Genomic DNA, 23,191 nt, shown 5'->3' on the forward strand with positions numbered 1-23,191 from the left:
TCCGTACACGGCCGGGTACGGGCCTTCAGTGCTCGCGGGGCGCGGGGACGACGTGATCCACGGGCGTCCCGGAGCCCTGGCCGCCGACCTCGCCATGGGCGGCGAGGAGCTGGCGCATCGCGGATTCGGCTGCCGTGGCGTCGCCCGAGCCGATGGCGTCGACGACCCGCATGTGCTGGCCCACGGAGGTCTCGACCGGCCGCTCGCAGCCGCCACCGGGGCCGCCGGAGACATGCAGGGCGGCGGAGACGATGCCCGAGAGGTGCTCGAGCATGCGGTTGCCGGCGAGCTGCAGCAGCAGCGAGTGGAACTCGGCGTCGGCGCGGGAGAAGGTCATGGTGTCGCCCTGGGCCGCGGAGTGCCCCATGATCTCGACCATGTCGGCCAGCCGCTGCTGGATGTCCTCGCGGCCGTGGCCGGCGGCGAGCCGGGCAGCGAGGGGCTCGATCGTCCAGCGCAGCTCGCTGAGCTCACGGCGCTGGTCGTCACGCTGAGGCCCGTAGGCCCGCCATTCGATGATGTCGGGGTCGAGGAGGTTCCAGTCGCTGACCGGGCGCACCCGGGTACCCACGTTCGGGCGGGCGCTGACGAGGCCCTTGGCCTCGAGGACCCGCAGCGACTCACGGACGACGGTGCGGGAGACCTCGAAGCGCTGGCCGATCTCCTCGGGGACGAGCGGGCGGTCCGCGCCGAGATCTCCGGAGACGATCATCTGGCCGAGCTGTTGGACGAGTTGGCCGTGCAGGCCGCGGCCGCGGCTGCCGGCGGCGCGACGGCCGACCCGGCCGATGTCAGCCTCGGAGCCGTCCCAGACCTGCGAAACGCGCTCGGCACGGTCATGGCCGGCTGCGTTGTTGGCGTTCGCGGCGTTGGCGGCGTTCGCGTAGGGGTAGCGGTCAAGCTCGCCCGGGCCTGCGAGGCCGGTGTCGCCGGGGCGAGCCGCGGTCATCATGGTGTGCGCAAGGGTACTCACGCATCTTTTGTCGGCGACACCCTGAACACCCTTGAGGTCTTTGGTGAAAAGCACACGAAAGGGTGATCGCCCCCCATCCCCGAATTGACGCTTTATCGGAAAGAAATGCGCTCTCCATGGCGAGTTGTGGACAGCGGCCGCAACAACAGGGCGCCAAAATATATGCCTTACTCGATCAGCGATAGAAGCCGCACAGCGCTGTGAGCGCATATCCGCAGACCAGACCGGTCGTCGACAACATCGTTGCGCCGCCTGCGGGTTGGGGCGTGTGCCGCATCACGAACAGGTGCGTCTTGGTCAATTGCGAAGGGGCACTTGACGCGGCCGCCGGCCGGCAGATCACACCCTTGTTGAGGGCCATGACAGTCCCTGTCGACAATCCCCGTTGTGACGGAACGGAATGCATCGAAGGGCAATAATCCAGCCTGAATCCAGCCGTTCGGCGACCCTGTTCAACTGGCAGTGAGAACAGGGCACTCGGCACAGTGCACTCCACAAGGACAATCACGGAACCCCCAGACGCCGCATCGAAGCCGAGGGGAAGCAGAGAAGGCACCGATTGCCCGGCGAGCGGACAACCGCGGGCCGGATGGGCGGCTGCCGCCGGGGCCGGCGGGACGCTAGCGGGGCGGCGGCGCGGGCGGACGGCGCTGCGCGACCGGAGGTGCCGACCGTGGCCGGATGTGGGTCACGGAGTCCGCCGGACGACCCGGCGGCGCAAGGCACCACACCGCTGACGGGGCGTGAGGCCGGCCGGAGACTGCTTGGGGCGCGAAGGGACTCACCCGGTCACAGTACCGCCATATGTCCTATTTTCCAGTAATTGTGCAACTTTGACGGCTCATCGCGTCACTGCGGGTGAACTTCAGCCCCGCGGTGCCGTGAACGCTGCCCGGGCTCAGACCTCGGGGCGCAGCATCGGCGGATTGAGCAGCGTCGCTCCACCGGCTCGGAACAACTGTGCGGGACGGCCGCCCTGACGCGTCGTCGTGCCGCCTGTGGGCACCAGGAATCCAGGGGTGCCGGTCACCTTGCGGTGGAAATTACGGGGATCCAGGGCGACGGCCCAGACCGCCTCGTACACCCGGCGCAGCTCACCCACGGTGAACTCCGGCGGACAGAAGGCGGTGGCGAGCGAGGAGTATTCGATCTTCGAGCGGGCGCGCTCCACGCCGTCGGCGAGGATCCGGGCGTGGTCGAAGGCCAGCGGGGCCGCAAGCTCGCCCTCGCGGGTGAGGGCGTCGTCCTGTTCCAGCAGAGTCTCCACGGGCGCCCAGCGCGCACTGTGGGCGTCGCCGCCGGCCGTGGGCGCGGGCAGGTCGGGGGCGAGTACCAGATGCGCGACACTGACGACGCGCATCCGGGGGTCCCGTTTGGGATCACCGTAGGTGGCGAGCTGTTCGAGGTGTGCGCCATAGACAGGGGACGGGCCGGCCGGGGACTGGGCGTGCAGACCGGTCTCCTCGGCAAGCTCCCGGGCGGCCGCGGCCTCAAGATCTTCGTCGCCCCGGACGAATCCGCCGGGCAGGGCCCAGCGGCCCTGGAACGGCGGCTCACCGCGGCGCACGGCCAGCGCGCACAGAGCATGGCGGCGCACGGTGAGCACGACCAGATCGACGGTGACGGCGAAGGGCGGGAAGGCCGACGGGTCGTAGGGAGGCATGGGCGTGATCATAGTCGTCCGCTTGACGATAAACAGGCCCCGGAGCCCGTCACGACCCCAGTTGCAGGCCCTCCGCGGCCGTCTCCACCATCCCCATGCCGAGTCTGCTGATCCGCATATCGAACGGCCGCTCGGCGACACACAGACCGGTGAGCTGCATCGCGCCGAGCGGGGCGGTCCCGAGCGGCCGCACGGACACCGTTCCGGCGGGAACGTCCGGGCGCAGGCCGGCGAGCGCGACGAGTATGTGGACCGCGCCGCCTGCCGCCACGGCAGCGGGACGACAGGCCGCCGGATGCGGTACGGGGGCACCGCCCTCGGTGCGCTGCTCGCCTGCGTACATCTCGGGGAGGCGGTACCCGAAGCTCTCCGCGGCGTCGAGCACTCCTTTGATCAGGCTGCCGGCTGCCTGCTCGTGTCCGGCTGCGGCCAGGCCGGCGGCGGCGACCGCCGTCTCATGGACACGGACCGCGCCGGTCCGGTGGCCGAAGGGGTTGTAGCCGCTCTCCTTGGTGCTCAGCCCGCGCAGGCCCCACCCCGAGTCCATGGCCGGGCCGGCCAGCAGTCCGGCCAGCTGGCCGGTCTGTGCCGCGTCCAGCAGGCCGGGGGCCGAAGTCCCGCCACCGAGCAGTCCGGTGTCGAGGAGGTGGGCCGTGGTGGAGCCGAAGTGCGGGACGGGTCGGCCGTCCGCGGTGAGCAGGGCGGCGGGCCGGCCGCCGGCCGGGTCCTCCAGCCAGAAGTCCCTGCGGAACCGGGTGCGCAGGTCGGCTGCCCAGTCGCGCAGGGCCGCCGCGTCGGAAGGCCGGGAGGCATCGAGGAGATCGGCGCCCAGGTGAGCGGCGCGATGGGCATGAGCCTGGGTCTCGCAGCGGTACGGTCCGCCGGGCACCGGGTCGGGGACGTAGCCGCTGCGGCCCCCGCCCGGCGGGTCGGTGATCCTCCTCAGCCACGTCAGGCAACGCTCCGCGGCGGGCAGCAGCCGCTCCGTCTCCTGCGGGGGCAGGCCCCAGCGGCACGCCTCCGCGAGAACGGCGGGGAACAGAAGGGTTGCCTCGATGCCGGTGCAGCTCGGTGGGGAGTGCGGCCCGGCGTCCCGCAGAGCGCCGGGAATTCGGCCGAAATCCGCTCCTGGCGCGGCTTGTTGGCTACGGGCGAGCACGCGCAGCGTGCCCGCGGCGAGCCGTGTGCCCAGGGGCAGCAGCATCCGGGCGGTCCACAGCGCCTCGGCCGGTGCAAGGCCGCAACGCCACGGGAATCCGCCGGCGACATATCTGTCCGTAGCGGCGGCCGGGTCCCGCATCAGCAGGCCGTGGAGATCGTCGAGGCTGCTCGCCATGAGCGCGTCGGCCCGGCGGTCGTCGCACTCCAGCCTGGCCGCCGTCCAGGGGCGCGGTGGCCGGTCGCTGCGCGTTCGCCGGGCGACCGCCCCCGTGCGTGGTGCGGGGATGCGGACGTCGGCCGCACGCCTGGGGTGGTCCAAGGTTCCGTCCGGTCTGTCCGGCTCGTACTCCAGTGAGGTGCGCAGTTCGATACTGCGGTAGCCGCCGGGCGGCAGCTCGAGTGCCCAGCGCAGCAGGCCCGCCGAGGCGAGCGCGTCCTCGGGCGAGGGCGTCGCGGAGGCCACCGCGTGCACACCGGTCCCGGACCAGCGGAGTCCGGCACCGTGGACGGTGGCCCGCAGTTCCGGGCCCGGGAGGCCGACGGCGATCGCTCCGAGTTCCGTGAGGTCCGTGCCCAGCCGGATCTCAACCGCCAGCCGGACGGGCCGGGTGGCACTGCTGCGGAACGTGATCTGCTCGGTGCCGTCGGCGGAGCGCAGCCGCTCCACGCGGATCTCGGGGTCCGGCCCCCGCTCTCCGGCCCTGCGGATCGTCCCGATGAACCGGGCCCGGCCGGCACCGGTCAACCGCCCTTGGACGACGAGTGGTTCATCACCCGCGACCCGCAGTTCGCAGCGGGACAGAACCCGTCGGCCGTCGCGGTAGAAGCCGTCCATGCCGCGGCCGGTCAGCTGCCCCGACGCCGGGGACACGGCGAGAGCCGGAAGGGCCAGACAGACGAGTGAGGAGTGGACGGGCTGGGGTTGCGGGGCCCGGGGCGACGGCGGGCGCCGCTCTCCGGGGAGCCGGTGGGCCGGCCGGGTAGCGGGGACGATGCCTGGCACGTGGTGCGCTCCCTGATGAGGTCGGGGCTTCGTACGGGTTGCTCCACTCGGGTGAACGGCCCGGCCGGCGCGCAGGTCACGCCGGCCGGGCCACGACGGCACGGTCACCGCCGGCTCCGGTCGCCGTCCCGGCCGGCCCGGCGCCTGCCGCGCCCGTCGGTCGTACGGGTGCCGGGGCCCGTACCGCCGCGCGGTCCGCGGGGGCGGCCGCCCGGTCCGGGCCGGCTCGGCCCGGGGCGCTTGGTGGACTGCGGCGCCTTCTTGGCGGCGGCCGCCGGGGCGGCGGGTGCGGCTGCGCTCACCGCCTCTCGGTGCTGCTCACGCAGGCAGCGGCGCAGTGGCTCCGGATCGAGGCCTTCGTTGATGGCACGGTGCAGCAGCTGGGCGAAGGTGTAGTCGGGGTCGAGGGCCAAAGCGCAGCTGAGGGCGACGCGCGCCGAGGGCCCGTCCTCGGTGGACCAGCAGACCCAGCCGGCGAGGGTGAGGGGCGCCACCGCGTGTTCGACGTAGCCGCCGGCGCAGCGGCGGGCGAGGGCACGCCAGAGCCGCAGGGCCGGCGCGGCGGCGGAGCCGTCCATCCACTCCGCTGCCCGGTCGCGGGTGACCCGGTCCTGGAGGCCGAGGATGAGATCGGCGGCCTCGGTATCGGTGATCAGCGCGTCGTCACAGGCATCCCTGGCCCGGTTGCTGCCCGAGGGGGTGTCCTGACGGAAGCGGTGGATCATGGCGCCGGCCAGGTCGAGGGTGTCCCGGCGGACTGCCGCTGCACCGTCCTGCCGGAGCATGCGCGGAACCAGCGCGCCGGCGGCCGCGTCCAACGCCTTCTCCTGTTCCACGGCCCGCGGCCCGGTACGGGGCGTGAGCCTCGCCTCCATCTCCTTGAGGGAGCCGCGCACCTGCATTCCCGCGTAGGCGGCGGCCGCGGCCATCACGGATGTGCCCGGCATGACCATGGGTGTGCCGTCCGCGGGGCAGCACCGGAAGTCGGGGCAGCAGTACGACCAGAATCGGCCGCTGGAGAGGCACAGGGCTTCGAGAACCGGTACGTCGAGCGTGCCGCAGGCGGTGCGCAGCCGCTGGGCCAGCGGGCGGAGGCGGTCTTTGACGTCCTTGCCGCTCTCCCCCGCCGCCGGCTCCTGGCAGAGGTAGACGATGATCGCCGCGGGGCGGGCGTCCCGCTCCTGGCCTGCGGAGATCAGGCACTCGGCGAGCTGGTCGGCGACGTCCGGCCACTGCGCGGTATCGGTCGGGATGCCGATCCTGACCCGGCCGCCGAAGCGTCCGCGTTCGCCGTTCAGCGCGACCATGACGATGCTGTCGTCCGGATAGAAACCCATCAAATACGGCAGGGCGTCGGCGAGCTCGGCCGGGCTGCGCAGGGTGACCTGGGCATCGGCGGACGGGGCCTTGGGGGCGTCGGAAGGGACGGAGGAGTGGGAGGGGCGGGACGGGATGGACGGGGCCGTGGGGTCGGTGAGGTGGGACGGGACCGAGACGAAGACCGGGTCGGAAGGAGTGGAAGGGCTGGTGGTTTCCGCGGGAGCCGGCGGGAGGGCGGATTCGGTGGGGTCGACCGGGTCGGTGGGCGTCGTGGGGCCGGATGTTGCGGGTGCGCTGGGCGGGTCGGCGGGGGCCTGTGGCTCCGGCGGGCGGGGAGGGCGAGGAGAGTTCGAGGGGTTCGGGGCGGCGGGGTCGGCGGACGCGGGGGTCGAGTGGCTGTCGCCGAGGCGTTTGCTCGGTTCGCTGTGCGGATTCATGGCTTGAAGATCCCGCGGCCGGCCGCTGCGCCGCGACCCCTGTGGATAACTCTCGGGCGGCGAGGTTATCCACAGCTTCGGGCGGGCGTTCGCGCGTTGTCAGTGGCATCGGGTTGCATGGGGGCATGAGCAACGAAGATCTGCGTGCCGCAGCCGACGCCGTCCTGACCCGCCTCGTCGGGGATCCCGGCGGCGAGGCCAGGCTGCGCGAGGATCAGTGGCGAGCCATCGAGGCGCTGGTCGCCGACCATCGCCGCGCGCTGGTCGTCCAGCGCACGGGCTGGGGCAAGTCCGCGGTCTACTTCGTCGCGACGGCGCTGCTGCGCGAGAGCGGCAGCGGACCGACCGTGATCGTCTCCCCGCTGCTCGCGCTGATGCGCAATCAGGTCGAGGCAGCCGCGCGGGCGGGAATCCGTGCCCGCACGATCAACTCCGCCAACACCGAGGAGTGGGACACCGTCCAGGCCGAGGTGGCGGCGGGCGACGTGGACGTCCTGCTGGTCAGCCCGGAGCGGCTCAACAACCCCGACTTCCGCGATCAGGTGCTGCCCAAGCTCGCGGCGGCCACCGGTCTGCTGGTGGTCGACGAAGCGCACTGCATCTCCGACTGGGGTCATGATTTCCGGCCGGACTACCGCCGGCTGCGCACCATGCTCGCCGATCTCCCGCCCGGCGTGCCCGTGCTCGCCACCACCGCCACGGCCAACGCGCGGGTGACCGCCGATGTCGCCGAACAGCTCGGCACGGGCGAGGGCTCCACCGAGGCGCTGGTGCTGCGCGGTCCGCTGGACCGGGAGAGCCTGAGTCTGGGTGTCCTCCCGCTGCCGGACGCCGCGCACCGGCTCGCCTGGCTTGCCGATCATCTGCACGAGCTGCCGGGCTCGGGGATCATCTATACGCTCACCGTTGCCGCTGCCGAGGAGGTCACGGCCTTCCTGCGCCAGCGGGGGCACACGGTCTCCTCGTACACCGGCAAGACGGAGAACGCCGACCGCCAGCAGGCCGAGGACGATCTGCTCGCTAACCGCGTCAAGGCCCTCGTGGCGACCTCGGCGCTGGGCATGGGCTTCGACAAGCCCGACCTGGGTTTCGTGGTGCACATGGGCTCGCCGTCGTCTCCCATTGCCTACTACCAGCAGGTGGGCCGGGCAGGGCGTGGGGTCAAGCACGCCGAGGTGCTGCTGCTGCCCGGGCGGGAGGACGAGGCCATCTGGAAGTACTTTGCCTCGCTGGCCTTTCCGCCCGAGGAGCAGGTGCGGCGGACCCTGGACGTCCTGGCGGCCGCCGGCCGTCCGGTGTCGCTGCCGGCTCTGGAGCCACAGGTCGAACTGCGCCGCTCGCGCCTGGAGATCATGCTCAAGGTGCTCGATGTGGACGGCGCCGTGCAGCGCGTCAAGGGCGGCTGGACCTCCACCGGCCGGCCGTGGTCGTACGACGCCGAGCGCTATGCGTGGGTGTCCCGCCAGCGCGAGGCCGAACAACAGGCCATGCGGGAGTACGCCACCACGACGGGCTGCCGGATGGAGTTCCTGCGGCGGCAGTTGGACGATGAGGCGGCCGTGGCGTGCGGGCGCTGCGACAACTGTGCGGGGGCACGGTTCACCGCCGAGGTGTCCGCCGCTGCGCTGGATGCGGCGCGCGGTGAGCTGGGGCGGCCCGGGGTGGAGGTGGAGCCGCGGCGGATGTGGCCGACGGGGCTGCCGGCTGTCGGTGTCGATCTCAAGGGACGTATCCCGGCAGGTGAGCTGGCGGCGACCGGCCGGGCCCTGGGCCGCCTCTCCGACATCGGGTGGGGCAACCGCCTCCGGCCGATGCTCGCGGCGCAGGCGCCGGACGGCCCGGTCCCCGACGATGTGGCGGCTGCGGTGGTCACCGTGCTCGCCGACTGGGCCAAGGGGCCCGGTGGTTGGGCCTCGGGGGCGGCGGATGCCCCGGCCCGCCCGGTAGGTGTCGTCGCGCTCTCCTCGCGCAGCCGCCCGCAGCTGATCCGGTCCCTGGCCGAGCGGATCGCCACGGTCGGCCGCATGCCGTTCCTGGGCACGGTGACCTCGGTGGACGACGGCGCCGACGGCAGGATTCCGCGCAGCAACAGTGCCCAGCGGCTGCGGGCGCTGCACGGTTCACTGGGCGTTCCGCCCGAGCTGGCGCAGGCACTGGCTTCGGCGGCCGGCCCCGTGCTGTTGGTGGACGATTACGCCGATACCGGCTGGACGCTGGCCGTTGCCGCCCGGCTGCTGCGCCGGGCGGGGGCAGCGGAGGTGTTTCCGCTGGTCCTGGCCGTGCAGGGTTAGCAGCGGACGGCATTGCACCGATGCGGCGGCGGGCAGGGACATTTGCCCTTCCCCAGGCGATTCCGGTCGTGGGCGGGAATTGCTCGTTGCCGCATGCCGGTGCGGCCGCAAGAATTGGAGTTGCTTCCCCGTACCGGCCGTCCGCGGTCAGGCAGGGCCATGCCGTGGTGCGTACCCGCGCACGGCCGCCGCCCGAGATGCGGACGCGTAGACGATGGGAGGAACGTGTCCTTCGGCTTCGCCCCGCCCCCGCAGGTGTCCCCGCCTCCGTCCGCCGACTCCGCCGCCCGACTGGGCCGGATGCTGGAGCCCGCCGAATGGGCCTCGGCCGGTATTCCTTTGCTGCGCAATCCCCGTGAGGTCGTCACCGGCCTGCACGCCCGTCATCGGCCGTTGCCGTCCACGGCCATCGTCGCGGTGCTCGACAGTCATGAGCGGGTGACGGCCAGCGCCTCCTTCACGGAGCTCACGGCCGCTCCCGACGGCTGGGAGTTCCGCAATGTACTGCTGGCGCATCTGCGCCGGGTCATCCCGCACGACCTGCGGCTGCGCGCCCCGGTCCGGACCGCCGTGCTGCTCTACTGCCGTGAGGGCGAGCCTCTTTGGACGGAGACGGACGGGGCGTGGATGTGGGGGCTGCGTGACGCCTGCACCCTGCACGGGCTCCGCTGCGGGGCGTACATCACGTTGACCCCGGACCGCTGGCAGGTCCTGGGAGAGGGGCGGGGCGGGCGCCGCCCCAGGGTCTCGTCCTTGAACGAGCCGGTCACGGAATCACGCCGTACAGCGGCCGGGTCCCAGGAGAACCGTCGCACGACGGCGCCTCCGGATGCGCCGCGCACGGCCGCGGATCTTCCCGTCGCCCGCGGCCGGCCGGTGGCGCGGCGCACGGCAGGCGGCGCCCCGGAGGCCCGTCGGCACACGGCAGCACGCTGAACGGACCAGCTGGGCATACGTCCGCGTCCGGCTTCCGTCAGACGGCGGAAGCCGGGCACCCCACCGGCCGTTCCGGCACTGGGGGCAGGGCACCCTACGGGGCACCCCGGCACACACTGCAGGGCTCACCCGCTCGGCGTGCCGGTCCCCAGCAGACAGACGGACCGCCTCGACCGGTACAGCCGCAGCCCTCCCCCGTCGAAACGCCGGGCATCCGGACCTCGCCGGACCTCGTTCGACAGGGACGCAAGCGAGCCCGACGGCCTCCGGGGCCGACGGGCTGCTGCGAACCGGCAGCGGTCAGGCGGGGGCGCCGAGAACGGTGTTGATCCGCTGCGGGTCACCGCAGACGATCAGCAGCGTTCCGGCACGGGCCATCGCCGCGGGCAGCGCCTGCGCGGTGACCTCGTCCGTACCGCCGTTGACGGCGACGACCACGACGGGCCGGCCGGTGGCACGCCCGGCCCCGGCGTCCGCGTAGAACACATCGTCCGCGGCGTCGTGTTGGGCCCAGTAGGACGCTTCACCGAAGGACAGTTCATGCGCGGCCCACGGGTGCGTTTCGCCGGTGGTCAGCACCAGGATCTCGCCCGGCGTACGCCCGGAGTCCAACAGCAGGTCGACGGCCTCGTCGGCGGCGTCGACAGCGCCGTCGGCGGGTGCCGGGATCAGCTGGAGCTGTGCTCCCGCGGCGGTGCCGGTCTTGCCGGCGGGCGGCTGCGGGGAGCTGGTGCGCTGCGCCGGCGGAGCGGCGACAGGCCCACGCGGCGGGGCGGCAGGTCCGGGCTTGCCCGGACGGACACTGGCCGCGGGAGCGCCACGCGGCGGCGCGGGGCGGGGACCGGGACCAGGAACGGGACGGGGGGTCGGCGCGGTGCGGCCGGCGGCCGGAGTTGCGCGGGGACCCGGGACACTCTCGTGAATCTGAGGCTCCTCGGGGATGAGAGGCATAAAGGGATGTCTATCAAACGTAAGTGCGGAACACGTCATCGGGTACCGAATTGATGTCCGTACCGCTCAGAAATCGAAGCCGAGTTGGCCACCGGCTTCCAGAGCGGCTGCTTCGGGGGTGATGCGCACCTTCTTCAGATGCCGCCAGCGGGGCAAGGCATCCATGTAGGACCACGACACTCGGTGGTGCGGCGTAGGACCGTACTCCTCCAGGGCAATGCGATGGGTCGGCGAGGGGTAGCCTGCGTTGGCCGCGAAGTCGAAGTCGGCGTACACCAGGCCCAGTTCGGCCATCATCGCGTCGCGTCGCACCTTGGCGATCACGGACGCGGCGGCGACCGCGATACAGGACTGGTCGCCCTTGATGACCGTGCGGACCCGCCATGGCGCGCCCAGGTAGTCGTGCTTGCCGTCGAGAATGATCGCGTCCGGCCGGACCGGCAGCGCCTCCAGGGCGCGTACGGCCGCGAGCCGCAGGGCTGCGGTCATGCCCAGTTCGTCGATCTCCTGCGGCGAGGAGTGCCCCAGGGCGTACGACGTGACCCACGTGCCGAGCACATCACACAGTTCGGTGCGGCGCTTGGGGGTCAGAAGCTTGGAATCGGTGAGTCCGTCGGGCGGTCGGCGCAGGCCGGTGATGGCTGCGCAGACGCTGACCGGACCGGCCCACGCTCCGCGCCCGACCTCGTCGATACCTGCAACGATCTTGGCGCCCGTCGTGGCGCGCAATGATCGCTCGACGGAATGGGTGGGGGGCTCGTACGGCATGGCGCCAGCAAGGTTACGCCTATTCGGCCGAGCCGTCCGCACCGGATCCCCACCTGGTGGCAAACGGTGTGGGCGACGGCGTGAGCAGCATGCGAACGGGACCCTTCGCTTCCGCTACCGAGGGGTAGCCGCGAGGAGGCCGAGGCGAGGCGAGGCCGCCACGGGACGCCGCCGTCCCCTCGGTCCGAGCGCGACCCCGCAGGGCGAAGTGGCCGCCCGGCACCGCATGTTGGAGGACATCGACAAGAGAGCAGCGGACGGACGTGGACGAGCCGCAGCAAGGCGGGGCGGGCGGCACGGACGAGTCACAGCGGGCCGGGGCGGCCGGCGGCGGGACGGAGCGATGTGATCAGCCGGCGAGGACGGGTGTCCAGGACGGGAGCGGTTCGGTGCCGTCCAGCCACGCCTCGGGCGGGTTGCCGTCGCGGCCGGCGGCGACGATGCCGCCGACGATGGCGCAGGTGGTGTCCACATCGCCGCCTGCCTGAGCGGTGGTCCAGAACGCCCGCTCATAGTTGCCCAGATGCCGGGCCGCGGCCCAGAGGGTGAACGGCACGGTGTCGTGGGCACTGGTGCGCCGCCCGCAGCCCAGGACGGCGGCGACGGTGCCGGAGTCGGCGTAGTCGAGCATGTCCCGGGCGCGGCGCAGCCCGGCTTGTACGGCGCTGCGCGGGATCAGCTCCAGCACGCCGTCCAGCAGCTGTTCGGGACCGGTGTCACGGCTCGGGTCGGCCACCAGGGCGGCAGCGGCGGCGACGGCCATGGCGCCGACGACGGCCTCACGGTGCTGGTGAGTGGTGTAGGCGGAGATCTCCGCCTGGTGGGTGGCCTGCTCGGGGTCGTCGGCGTACCAGGCACCGAGGGGCGCGATGCGCATGGCCGCTCCGTTGCCCCACGAACCCTGGCCGTTGAAGAGCTCCGACGCCAGCTCGCGCCAGTCGCCGCCCTCGCGGATCAGCCGCAGCATGCGGTTGACGGCCGGGCCGTAGCCACGGTCGAAGTCATGGTGGTCGGCGAAGGAGCGCGCGAGTGCGTCCTGGTCGACCCGGCCGTGGGCGGTGAGCACGGCCAGGACGGAACAGGCCATCTCGGTGTCGTCGGTCCACTGCCAGGGAGACGGGGGCAGCGTGCGGCGCTTGAGCGAGGGGTAATGGGCGGGGACGAAGAACTGGGATCCGAGCGCATCACCCACGGAAAGGCCGCGCAAGCTCGCCAGAGCTCGCGCACAGCGGTCTGCGTCACGGTGGTCGGGGTTCATCGCTGTGCACTCTAACCGGTGACGCCATAAGGCTCGGGTACACACCAGCGCGCGAACGGCCGGTCGAGGGCGTAGCGGCCGTCCGGGCCGAGCAACAGGGTGCGCCATTCCGCGTTGTCCGGATTGGACAGGGACTCGAAGTCGGCCACCGTCCAGTGGAACCAGCGCATACAGAACAGCCGCATGGTGAGACCGTGCGTGACGATGAGGACGTTCGGCGGGTGGTCCGGGTCCTCGAAACTGCGCCAAAGGCTCTCCAGGAACGCTCCGACCCGGTCGTAGACATCCGCGCCGGACTCGCCCTGGGCGAAGCGGTAGAAGAAGTGGCCGTAGGCGTCGCGGTAGGCCTTCTGCCGTCGTACGTCGTCGCGGTCCTGCCAGTTCCCCCAGTCCTGCTCGCGCAGCCGGGGCTCCTCGCGCACCCGGACCCTGGCCGGGTCGAGGCCGAGCGCGCGGAAGGTCTGGTGGGTGCGGCGGTAGGGCGAGACATAGCCGGAGATCCGTTCCTCACCGAACATCTCGCGCAGCGGGCCACCGGCCTCCTTCGCCTGCCGCAGACCGGTCTCGGTGAGGGCGAGCGCGTGATCGGGCTCCCGCTCGTACACGGTGTCGTCGATATTCCCCGCCGACTCTCCGTGGCGGATGAGGACGATACGTCGGGGCCGAGCCATGCCGCCAGCCTAAATCTCCTGCTTTGCACCTGCCGCGCACGGCAGGACGGCAACAGCAGGGCGGTCAGCTCCACCACCACCCCGGCAAGGCCGCGGCGACACGCAGCGAGCAGGAGCCGCACACAGGTCCGGGCGGCGTCGCGTAACGAGATCCGAGCGGACATTCCCCCTCCTCACGCAAATGCAACCTTCGTCGCATTACGATGAGAGTGGCACACTGACCCAGCTAACGCAAGAGGAGTTGCAATTGCCTGACGAGACGGTGCACGGGAGCCGGCGCGAGTCCGCCGATTCCCCGCCCACCCCCGGCACCCGGCGCCCCGGCGGCCGCACGGCCCGCACCCGCGCAGCCGTCCGCGACGCCGTGCTGGCCGGGCTCACCGAGCACGGCTATCCCGGCTTGACCGTCGAATACGTCGCGGAGCACTCCGGCGTGCACAAAACGACGCTCTACCGGCGCTGGAAGGACGTCGAGGGCCTGGTGGCGGATGCCCTCGACCTTGCGGGCGAGGACAGCTGGGTCCCGCCCGACACCGGAACCCTGGAAGGTGATCTGCATGCTCTGGCGCGCGAGGCCGTCGCTTCCTTCACCGACCCGGCGGTGGCCGCATCGGGCTCCGCGATGATCGCCGCCGCCTTCCAGTCGGAGCGGGCGGCCGTGGCGCTGCGTGACTACTACGCCGAGCGGTTCACGCGCTGCGAGGTCCTTGTCGAACGCGCCGTCCGGCGCGGCGAATTGCCGGCGGCCCCGGGCACCGTACCGACCACCCCGGACGCCGCTCCGCCGGAGACCGCCCCTCCCGGCCCCGCCTCCCCCACCGCCCCGGACAGCGCCATCGACGCCGGCGCGCTCGTCCGTTCCGTCTCCGCGCCGCTCTTCTTCCGCCTGTTCATCACCCGGGAGCCGGTGGACGACTCCCTCGCCGACCAGGCCGTGGCGGCCACACTGGCCGCCGCCCGCGCCGGGGCGTTCACCACCGGCACCGCGGTCGGCACGCCCCCCGGCACATCCCCCGGCGCGGCCCCCTGACCGCGCCGCCCCTCACACCGTCCACGACGGTTCGAGCTGCACCACATCGCCCGCGATCGCCCGGACATCCGCGGCTATCTGGGCCCGCAGCGCCAGCCGCTCCACCCGTTCAGGCCGGTACTTCCCCCGCTCTGCCGCCGACTGCCACAGCGACAACACCAAGAACTCCTCCCCCGGAGCCCGCCCCAGCATCCCCCGCAGCATTCCCGGCGAACCCGCCATCGCGGGGTTCCAGACCTTCTCCTGCATCAGCATGAAGTGCTCCACCCGGTCCTGGCGCACCTGGCAGTGCGCCAGCCGCAGCACATCCACATCGCCGAACGACGGGCGGAATCCCACCTTCACATCAAACTCGTGCTCGAACAGCCGCACTTGGGCGTCCTTGTACGTGCCGGACTGGGCGGCCGCCAGCCGGTCGTGCGAGCGCGCCATGAAGGAGTCGTAAAAAGCCCGGCTCTCCCAGAAGGCCACCAGATGCGCGACGCCCGGCCGCCCCCGGCTCCACCCACCGCCCTGCCCTCGAAATCCCGGCTCACCCAGCAGCCCCGCCCATTTCCGCTGCCCCCGTTCGAACCCTCGACGGTCCACAACGGTGAGGCGAATCCACTTGACCAGCACCGCGCCATCGTACGGCCCAAGAGCGGGGCGGGATCACTGCGCGTCACCTTCGGACCGGCCCGAACTTCCTTACGGGCGCGGGCCGATCGCCGCCAGGACGGCACCGTCGCCGCCCCACCGCCTCTCCGCCCCCGGCCGCCTCCGGCCGCCTCCGGACGCAGGCCTTCCCGGCAGGAGCGCCCGAAGCAGGGCGCTTTCCAGCCACCCGAACCCGAGGCAAAGCACGGGTGACCAGGGGCAGTTCACTCCGCGCGGGGCCCTCCGGGCGTGGCACGATGGGCAGTCAACGGGAAGTCCCGGGAAGGGGTCCGCGTGCCCGTGTGGGCCTGCGCCGCATCCCCGGGAGATGACGGGAGGGAAAGTCCGGTGAACACGTTCAACAAAGGGATCGAGAAGGTCGAGGTAACGCTCCAGTGGGACCCCAGCCCCCTCGGGACGCCGGACAATGACCTCGACATCGTCGCGGCGACCTATACGGCGGACGCGCCGCACGGCGACCCGGCCTATCTGGTGCACTTCGACAGCCGGTCGCCCGACGGGACCATCACCCTCAACCGGGACAGCAGGACCGGCCAGGGCTTCGGCTCCGACGAGGTCATGACCCTGGAGCTGGACCGGCTGTCCGACACCTACACCCGGGTGATCGTGGGGGTGGCCATCCAGCAGGGCGAGGGCCGCAAGGTCTTCGGCGACATACAGAACACGCTCGTACGGATCCGCGAGGGCTACACCGATCTGGCCGAGAACGACTTCACCGAGGTCGCAGGTGCCACCGCGGCGACGGTGGCCGAATTCATCCGGGACGAGACGGGGCAGTGGCGCCTTCGCCCGGCGCTCCGGGGGTTCGACACCGACCCGGCCGGGTTTGCCTCACTGATGGGCCGCTAACGGGAAGCGGCACCGAAACCGGAGCAAGAACCGCGGCACGAACGAGAGCACGAACCGCATCACGAAGGGGAGGGGACCGGCGCCGGCCGGTCCCCTCCCCTTCTGCCACGGCCTGTCAAAGCCCGAGTACTGCCCCGGACCGCCTCAGCCCGAGGCGCGGGCCCGCGCGGAAGGGGAAACCTCCCGCGCGGGCCCGCTCACGCTCAGCTGCAGCCGCTGGTCGACCCGCAGCCCTCGCACAGGTAGCAGCTGCCGGCCCGCTGCATCTTCGTCCCGCAGGAGAAGCACAGCGGCGCGTCGGCATTGATGCCCAGCTGCATCTCGACGAGTTCGGCGTTGGTGTGCGCCTGCTTGGGCGCAGGAACGGCGGCGTCCTCGACGACCTGCACCACCGGGGTGGACTCGGTCACCGGCTCCGCCCCCCGGGGCGCGGACTGGGCCAGGCCCTCGACGTCCACCTCGTCCTCGGAGGGCTCGTACGAGCCGGTCTCCAGGTGGCGCTGGCGCTCCTCGACGGAGTGGATGCCGAGCGCCGAACGGGTCTCGAAGGGCAGGAAGTCCAGCGCCAGGCGGCGGAAGATGTAGTCGACGATCGACTGCGCCATCCGCACGTCCGGGTCGTCCGTCATGCCGGCCGGCTCGAAGCGCATGTTGGTGAACTTCGAGACGTAGGTCTCCAGCGGCACGCCGTACTGGAGGCCCACGGACACCGCGATGGAGAAGGCGTCCATCATGCCCGCGAGGGTCGAACCCTGCTTGGACATCTTCAGGAAGACCTCACCGAGACCGTCGTCCGGGTAGGAGTTGGCGGTCATGTAGCCCTCGGCGCCGCCGACCGTGAAGGAGGTGGTGATGCCGGGACGGCCCTTGGGGAGGCGCTTGCGCACCGGGCGGTACTCGACGACCTTCTTCTCGGCCACCGGCTCGGCCTTCTTCTCCTCCTCCTTCTTCTTGGCGGAGAGGGGCTGGCCGACCTTGCAGTTGTCGCGGTAGATCGCGAGCGCCTTCAGGCCGAGCTTCCAGCCCTGGAAGTAGACCTCCTCGATCTCCTCGACGGTGGCCGTCTCCGGGACGTTGACCGTCTTGGAGATCGCACCGGAGAGGAAGGGCTGCGCGGCCGCCATCATGCGCACATGGCCCATGGCGGAGATCGAACGCACACCCATGGCGCAGTCGAAGACCTCGTAGTGCTCGTGCTTGAGGGCGGGGGCGTCGACGACATTGCCGTGGTCGGCGATGTGGGCGACGATCGCCTCGACCTGCTCGGGCAGGTAGCCGAGCCGCTTGAGCGCCTTGGGGACCGTGTTGTTCACGATCTGCATGGAGCCGCCGCCGACCAGCTTCTTGAACTTGACCAGGGCCAGGTCCGGCTCGACGCCCGTGGTGTCGCAGTCCATCATCAGGCCGATGGTGCCGGTCGGGGCCAGCACGGAGGCCTGCGCGTTGCGGAAGCCGTTCTTCTCCCCGAGGCGCAGCACGTCCTGCCAGGCCTCGGTGGCCGCCGCCCAGACGGGGTTGTCCAGGTCGTCCATGCGCACCGCGGTGCCGTTGGCGTCGGAGTGCTGCTTCATGACGCGATTGTGGGCGTCCGCGTTACGGGCGTAGCCGTCGTACGGGCCGACGACCGCGGCCAGCTCGGCGGAGCGCTTGTAGGAGGTGCCCGTCATCAGCGAGGTGATGGCACCGGCCAGCGCGCGGCCGCCGTCGGAGTCGTAGGCGTGGCCGGTGGCCATCAGCAGGGCGCCGAGGTTGGCGTAGCCGATGCCCAGCTGGCGGTAGGCGCGGGTGGTCTCGCCGATCTTCTGGGTGGGGAAATCGGCGAAGCAGATGGAGATGTCCATCGCGGTGATGACCAGCTCGACGACCTTGGCGAAGCGCTCGGCGTCGAAGGACTGGTTGCCCAGGTCGTCGTCGCGCAGGAACTTCAGCAGGTTGAGCGAGGCGAGGTTGCACGAGGAGTTGTCCAGGTGCATGTACTCGCTGCAGGGGTTGGACGCGGTGATCCGGCCCGACTCCGGCGAGGTGTGCCAGTGGTTGATGGTGTCGTCGTACTGGATGCCGGGGTCGGCGCACGCCCAGGCGGCCTCCGCCATCTTGCGGAAGAGACCCTTGGCGTCGACCTCCTCGATGACCTCGCCGGTCATCCGGCCGCGCAGCCCGAACTTCGAGCCGGCCTCGACGGCCTTCATGAACTCGTCGTTCACCCGGACCGAGTTGTTGGCGTTCTGGTACTGGACGGACGTGATGTCGTCGCCGCCCAGGTCCATGTCGAAGCCCGCGTCGCGCAGCGCGCGGACCTTCTCCTCCTCCTTCACCTTGGTCTCGATGAAGGCCTCGACGTCCGGGTGGTCCACGTCCAGGACGACCATCTTGGCCGCACGGCGGGTGGCGCCGCCCGACTTGATCGTTCCGGCGGACGCGTCGGCGCCGCGCATGAAGGAGACCGGGCCGGAGGCGTTGCCGCCGGAGGAGAGCAGCTCCTTGGAGGAGCGGATGCGGGAGAGGTTCAGGCCGGCACCGGAGCCGCCCTTGAAGATCATCCCCTCTTCCTTGTACCAGTCGAGGATCGACTCCATGGAGTCGTCGACGGAGAGGATGAAGCAGGCACTGACCTGCTGCGGCTGCTGGGTGCCGACGTTGAACCACACCGGCGAGTTGAAGCTGAAGACCTGGTGGAGCAGGGCGTACGCCAGCTCGTGCTCAAAGATCTCGGCGTCCGCCGGCGAGGCGAAGTAACCGTTCTCCTCGCCGCCCTTGCGGTACGTCTTGACCACCCGGTCGATCAGCTGCTTGAGGCTCGCCTCACGGGTCGGGGAGCCCACCGCACCACGGAAGTACTTGCTCGTGACGATATTGACCGCGTTCACCGACCAGAAATCGGGGAACTCGACGCCACGCTGCTCGAAGTTGACCGAGCCGTCGCGCCAGTTGGTCATGACGACATCACGAGACGCCCACTCCACCTCGTCGTACGGATGCACGCCGGGTGTGGTGTGAATGCGCTCGATACGCAGACCCTTGCTCGCCTTGCTGCCCTTGGCGCGGGAGCCTCGTGCCGGGCCGCTCGTCGTCTCTGTCATGCCGCCTCCCTGTATACGGGCAAACGCCCATATGTGCGCACGCATTCCGTGGCACGGTGTATGTCTTTCCGTACCGGGGCGCCCTGCTCTCGCCCCGGTAGAGGTCCTGGATACGCGCCGAGCTCAGTCGGCGGCGGTGGCGGGCACGGGAACGGCCGGGCCGCCGGCCTCCCCGTCGGTCCCGCATTCCTGCCCGGGCGGCCCCTGCTCGCGCTGCTCACGCAGCTCGGCGATGGCCGCCTCGAAGTCCTCGAGTGAATCGAAGGCCCGGTAAACGGACGCGAAGCGCAGGTACGCGACGAGGTCGAGTTCCTGCAGCGGGCCCAGTATGGCGAGCCCGACGTCATGGGTGGAGAGCTCGGCGCTGCCGGTGGCGCGCACCGCCTCCTCGACCCGCTGGCCCAGCTTGGCGAGAGCGTCCTCGGTGACCGGGCGCCCCTGGCACGCCTTGCGCACACCCGCGATGACCTTGTTGCGGCTGAAGGGCTCGGTGACCCCGCTCCGCTTGATCACCATCAGCGACGCCGTCTCGATGGTCGTGAAACGGCGGGAGCAGTCGGGGCACTGGCGGCGCCGGCGGATCGCTGTCCCGTCATCGGTGGTGCGACTGTCGACGACCCGGCTGTCCGGGTGCCTGCAGAAGGGGCAGTGCATGGCTCCACCCTCCTCACCCTCGATATACGGACGTACGTACGCCAACGAACCCGGCGTACGCCAAAAGACCTCCGACGGTCCGCGCGGGCCCTTCGGAGCAGCCTCCAGCATAGGCGATTCCTGACCCCCGGAGGGACCAGGCACCACAACTTCTGGGTGACCGATCGCATGCAACCACTAGATGTGGTGTCGGGGCGCTTACATCTGCCTACCGCGTGTCGTGGCGGCGACGGGCCGGACGGTCGCCCACGAGAGTACGGGAAGCCACCCGGCCGGCGGCGCGGCGGGGCGGAGATGACAGAATCGGCCGGGTCGCGACGACCGGCCACCGACCCCCTTCGCGCACCCCTCCACGACCCCTCGCGCCCCCTTCGCGTATCGACGGCCCGACGCACCGGACGGCCGGGACATCCGGGCGGCAGCGCCCGGCCGGGCCGGAATCACCGCTCGGCCATACACCCAGCCACTCGATCCGGGCAGCCATTCGCTGAATATTTCACTCGAACGTGTGTTTGGCGCAACCTTTCGAAAGCAACTACCGTTGGCTAACTAGGGAGAACATTTCGAGAGGGGCCGACGTGACCACCACCGCAGACAGCGCGACCATCACCGCACAAAGCCACTCCCAGAGCCGGTTCGATCCGCAACAGGCACAGCGGCCGCCGATGGACGACGCCACGTTGGACTCCGAAGAGCAGAAGCCGGCCCGTTCGCTGCCCGGCCGGCCCCCAGGGATCCGAGCCGACAGTTCCGGACTCACCGACCGCCAGCGCAGGGTGATCGAGGTGATCCGGGATTCGGTGCAGCGGCGCGGCTATCCGCCGTCCATGCGTGAGATCGGCCAGGCCGTCGGGCTGTCCAGCACCTCGTCCGTCGCCCACCAGCTCATGGCTCTGGAGCGCAAGGGCTTCCTGCGGCGCGACCCGCACCGCCCCCGGGCGTACGAGGTCCGCGGGTCGGACCAGACCACCGCTGCCGCGACGGAGACCGCCGGCAAGCCCGCCGCCTCCTATGTCCCGCTGGTCGGCCGGATCGCCGCCGGTGGCCCGATCCTCGCGGAGGAATCGGTCGAGGATGTTTTCCCGCTCCCCCGCCAGCTCGTCGGCGACGGCGAACTGTTCGTCCTGAAGGTCGTCGGCGATTCCATGATCGAGGCAGCGATCTGCGACGGCGACTGGGTCACGGTCCGCCGCCAGCCGGTCGCCGAGAACGGCGACATCGTGGCCGCCATGCTGGACGGCGAGGCCACCGTCAAGCGCTTCAAGCGCGAGGACGGCCATGTGTGGCTGCTGCCGCACAACTCCGCGTACCAGCCGATCCCCGGCGACGAGGCGACCATTCTCGGCAAGGTGGTGGCGGTGCTGCGCCGCGTCTGACCCGTCCCGACACGACCGGGCCCCGGAACCACTGCGCCGGTTCCGGGGCTTGGTTTTGCCGTCTCCGTGTCAGGAGGCGTCCGCTGCCGGCTGTGCCGCTTCGGGTGCGGGCGCCGCCTTTGCCGCTGCGTCGATGGCGGCGAGGGAGCGGCGGACCTGGTTGCGGTCGGTGGTGTACCAGAAGTCGGGCATCGACTTGCGGAGGAAGGAGCCGTACCGGGCCCGCTCCACCCGGGGGTCGAGGACGGCGACCACACCGCGGTCGCCGGTGGCGCGGACCAGACGGCCGGCGCCCTGGGCCATCAGCAGCGCGGCATGGGTGGCGGCGACCGCCATGAAGCCATTGCCTCCGGCCTCCTCCACGGCCTTCTGCCGGGCGCTCATCAGCGGGTCGTCCGGGCGCGGGAACGGCACCCGGTCCATCACCACCAGCTGGCAGTTCGCACCGGGAACATCGACGCCCTGCCACAGGGACAGCGTGCCGAACAGGCAGGTACGGGCGTCGGAGGCGAAGGCCCGGATCAGCTCGCCCAGCGTCTCCTCGCCCTGGAGCAGGATCGGCACGTCCAGCCGGCCGCGCAGCTCCTCGGCCGCGGCCTGGGCGGCGCGCATGGAGGAGAAGAGACCGAGGGTGCGGCCGCCGGCGGCGTCGATCAGCTCGGTGAGTTCGTCGAGCATGTCGGTGCGGCTGCCCTCACGGCCCGGCTGGGCAAGGTGCTTGGCGACGTAGAGGATGCCCTGCTTCGAGTAGTCGAAGGGGGAGCCGACGTCCAGGCCTTTCCAGGGCGGGACGTCCTCGCCTTCCGTGCCCTCGGGGGCCAGGCCCAGGGAGGCCGCGACCCCGTTGAAGTCGCCGCCCAGCTTGAGGGTGGCGGAGGTGAGGGTCACCGAGCGGTCGTCGAAAAGCTTCTCGCGCAGCAGGCCCGAGACGGACAGCGGGGCCACCCGGAGGGACGCGCCGAAGCGGTCGTGGCGTTCGTACCAGACCACGTCGTACTCGGAGCCGTTCGCGATGCGCTCGGCGACGGCGTGGACGTTCTCCAGCGAGGCGAGGGCCTGCTTGCGGACGGCGTCCTCGTCCTGGACCGACTTGTCACGAGTCGAGCCGAGCGCCGAGATGACCGTACGGGCCGCGTCCCGCAGTGCCATCAGGCAGTAGCCGAGATCCTCGGGGATCTCTTCGAGGCGGCCGGGCAGGGCCAGCTCCATCAGGCGCTCGAAAGTCTCCGAGGCGGTCTGGAGCTGGTCGGCGGCCTTTTCGTTGACGAGCTTGGCGGCCCGGCGGACGGCACGGTTGACCTGGCCGGGGGTGAGCTCGCCGGTGGCGACGCCGGTGACCCGGGAGACCAGCTCGTGGGCCTCGTCGACGATCAGGACCTCGTGCTGCGGGAGGACCGGCGCGCCCTCGATCGCGTCGATGGCGAGCAGTGCGTGGTTGGTGACGACGACATCGGCGAGCTTGGCGCGCTCCCGGGCGGCCTCCGCGAAGCACTCCGCCCCGTAGGCGCACTTCGAGGCGCCCAGGCACTCCCGGGAGGAGACCGAGACCTGGCCCCAGGCCCGGTCGGAGACGCCGGGGGTCAGCGCGTCACGGTCGCCGGTCTCGGTCTCGCCCGCCCAGTCGCGCAGCCGCAGCAGGTCCTTGCCGAGCTTGCTGGTCGGCGTCGCCTGCTCGAACACATCGAAGAGGCCGTCCTCCTCTTCCTGCGGGACGCCCTCGTTCAGGCGGTGCAGGCACAGGTAGTTGGAGCGGCCCTTGAGCATGGCGAACTCGGGACGGCGGCGCAGCACCGGATGCAGCGCCTCGACCGTGCGCGGCAGATCGCGCTCGACGAGCTGGCGCTGCAGCGCCAGGGTGGCCGTGGCGACCACGACTCTCTCGCCGTGCGCGAGCGCCGGCACCAGATAGCCGAGGGACTTTCCGGTGCCGGTGCCGGCCTGCACCAGCAGATGGGCCTGTTCGTCCACGGCCTCGGCGACGGCCTCGGCCATCGCCACCTGGCCGGGGCGTTCGGTGCCGCCGACGGCGGTGACGGCGGCGTGGAGCAGATCGGGGAGAGAGGGCTTCGTCATAGCGTGGCAAGCCTACGCGGGACCACTGACAGCCGGCCCG

Annotated in this window: 18 protein-coding genes; 5 read left to right on the forward strand and 13 right to left on the reverse strand. The window is 71.4% G+C overall.

Annotation, left to right across the window (positions count from 1 at the left end; genetic code table 11):
* Positions 1-25: 25 nt before the first annotated feature.
* From OHS81_RS08720 to OHS81_RS08740, 5 genes are all read right to left on the reverse strand, one after another.
* The gene (locus OHS81_RS08720; RefSeq protein ID WP_328384015.1) at positions 26-1,027 is read right to left on the reverse strand and encodes a FadR/GntR family transcriptional regulator; all 1,002 of its coding nucleotides are present in this window, start codon (positions 1,025-1,027) and stop codon (positions 26-28) included.
* Positions 1,028-1,148: 121 nt separating this feature from the next.
* Complete coding sequence (locus tag OHS81_RS08725; RefSeq protein ID WP_328384016.1) at positions 1,149-1,334, reverse strand: hypothetical protein; 186 nt, start codon at positions 1,332-1,334, stop codon at positions 1,149-1,151.
* Between the two features lie 537 nt (positions 1,335-1,871).
* Positions 1,872-2,636 (reverse strand): NUDIX hydrolase, encoded by a 765-nt coding sequence (locus tag OHS81_RS08730; protein ID WP_088802384.1) that lies wholly within the window; start codon positions 2,634-2,636, stop codon positions 1,872-1,874.
* 49 nt (positions 2,637-2,685) lie between these two features.
* On the reverse strand, positions 2,686-4,689 hold the full coding sequence (locus OHS81_RS08735) for a glycogen debranching N-terminal domain-containing protein (RefSeq protein WP_328390994.1): 2,004 nt from the start codon (positions 4,687-4,689) through the stop codon (positions 2,686-2,688).
* A gap of 215 nt (positions 4,690-4,904) precedes the next feature.
* Positions 4,905-6,557: a DUF4192 domain-containing protein gene (locus OHS81_RS08740; protein ID WP_328384019.1), complete on the reverse strand. Its 1,653-nt coding sequence runs from the start codon at positions 6,555-6,557 to the stop codon at positions 4,905-4,907.
* 125 nt (positions 6,558-6,682) lie between these two features.
* On the opposite strand from OHS81_RS08740, the gene OHS81_RS08745 reads away from it, so the two are divergent.
* Both OHS81_RS08745 and OHS81_RS08750 read left to right on the forward strand, forming a co-directional pair.
* On the forward strand, positions 6,683-8,848 hold the full coding sequence (locus OHS81_RS08745) for a RecQ family ATP-dependent DNA helicase (RefSeq protein ID WP_328384021.1): 2,166 nt from the start codon (positions 6,683-6,685) through the stop codon (positions 8,846-8,848).
* A 225-nt stretch (positions 8,849-9,073) separates the two neighbouring features.
* A complete protein-coding gene (locus OHS81_RS08750) occupies positions 9,074-9,784 on the forward strand; it encodes a hypothetical protein (protein ID WP_328384023.1) in 711 nt (236 codons plus the stop codon).
* Positions 9,785-10,084: 300 nt separating this feature from the next.
* Here OHS81_RS08750 and OHS81_RS08755 read toward each other — a convergent pair whose 3' ends face one another.
* The 4 genes from OHS81_RS08755 to OHS81_RS08770 all read right to left on the reverse strand — a co-directional run bounded on the left by OHS81_RS08755 (position 10,085) and on the right by OHS81_RS08770 (position 13,432).
* On the reverse strand, positions 10,085-10,735 hold the full coding sequence (locus OHS81_RS08755) for a hypothetical protein (protein ID WP_328384024.1): 651 nt from the start codon (positions 10,733-10,735) through the stop codon (positions 10,085-10,087).
* A 66-nt stretch (positions 10,736-10,801) separates the two neighbouring features.
* On the reverse strand, positions 10,802-11,503 hold the full coding sequence (locus tag OHS81_RS08760; protein ID WP_328384025.1) for a ribonuclease HII: 702 nt from the start codon (positions 11,501-11,503) through the stop codon (positions 10,802-10,804).
* Positions 11,504-11,852: 349 nt separating this feature from the next.
* Positions 11,853-12,761 (reverse strand): ADP-ribosylglycohydrolase family protein, encoded by a 909-nt coding sequence (locus OHS81_RS08765; protein ID WP_328384027.1) that lies wholly within the window; start codon positions 12,759-12,761, stop codon positions 11,853-11,855.
* Between the two features lie 11 nt (positions 12,762-12,772).
* Positions 12,773-13,432 carry a histidine phosphatase family protein gene (locus OHS81_RS08770; RefSeq protein WP_328384029.1) on the reverse strand — a complete coding sequence of 220 codons (660 nt, stop codon included), beginning with the start codon at positions 13,430-13,432 and terminating at the stop codon, positions 12,773-12,775.
* 247 nt (positions 13,433-13,679) lie between these two features.
* Here OHS81_RS08770 and OHS81_RS08775 point away from each other — a divergent pair, with 247 nt between their 5' ends.
* Positions 13,680-14,462, forward strand: a complete 783-nt coding sequence (locus OHS81_RS08775) for a TetR/AcrR family transcriptional regulator (RefSeq protein WP_328384031.1) — start codon at positions 13,680-13,682, stop codon at positions 14,460-14,462.
* Between the two features lie 12 nt (positions 14,463-14,474).
* Here the strand turns inward: OHS81_RS08775 and OHS81_RS08780 are convergent, their stop codons facing one another.
* Positions 14,475-15,080, reverse strand: coding sequence for a YdbC family protein (locus tag OHS81_RS08780; RefSeq protein WP_328384033.1), 606 nt, complete (start codon positions 15,078-15,080; stop codon positions 14,475-14,477).
* A gap of 318 nt (positions 15,081-15,398) precedes the next feature.
* Between OHS81_RS08780 and OHS81_RS08785 the strand changes: the two genes are divergently transcribed.
* Positions 15,399-15,968: a TerD family protein gene (locus tag OHS81_RS08785; protein ID WP_328390996.1), complete on the forward strand. Its 570-nt coding sequence runs from the start codon at positions 15,399-15,401 to the stop codon at positions 15,966-15,968.
* A 203-nt stretch (positions 15,969-16,171) separates the two neighbouring features.
* Here OHS81_RS08785 and OHS81_RS08790 read toward each other — a convergent pair whose 3' ends face one another.
* Positions 16,172-19,048: a vitamin B12-dependent ribonucleotide reductase gene (locus OHS81_RS08790; protein WP_328384035.1), complete on the reverse strand. Its 2,877-nt coding sequence runs from the start codon at positions 19,046-19,048 to the stop codon at positions 16,172-16,174.
* 123 nt (positions 19,049-19,171) lie between these two features.
* Positions 19,172-19,702 (reverse strand): transcriptional regulator NrdR, encoded by a 531-nt coding sequence (nrdR, locus tag OHS81_RS08795; protein WP_018092899.1) that lies wholly within the window; start codon positions 19,700-19,702, stop codon positions 19,172-19,174.
* 578 nt (positions 19,703-20,280) lie between these two features.
* Between nrdR and lexA the strand changes: the two genes are divergently transcribed.
* Positions 20,281-21,078, forward strand: coding sequence for a transcriptional repressor LexA (lexA, locus tag OHS81_RS08800; protein WP_328384037.1), 798 nt, complete (start codon positions 20,281-20,283; stop codon positions 21,076-21,078).
* A gap of 69 nt (positions 21,079-21,147) precedes the next feature.
* On the opposite strand, the gene OHS81_RS08805 is transcribed toward lexA, so the two are convergent.
* Positions 21,148-23,151: an ATP-dependent DNA helicase gene (locus OHS81_RS08805; RefSeq protein ID WP_328384039.1), complete on the reverse strand. Its 2,004-nt coding sequence runs from the start codon at positions 23,149-23,151 to the stop codon at positions 21,148-21,150.
* Between the last annotated feature and the right edge of the window lie 40 nt (positions 23,152-23,191).

The organism is Streptomyces sp. NBC_00400, assembly GCF_036048035.1.
GTDB lineage: Bacteria > Actinomycetota > Actinomycetes > Streptomycetales > Streptomycetaceae > Streptomyces.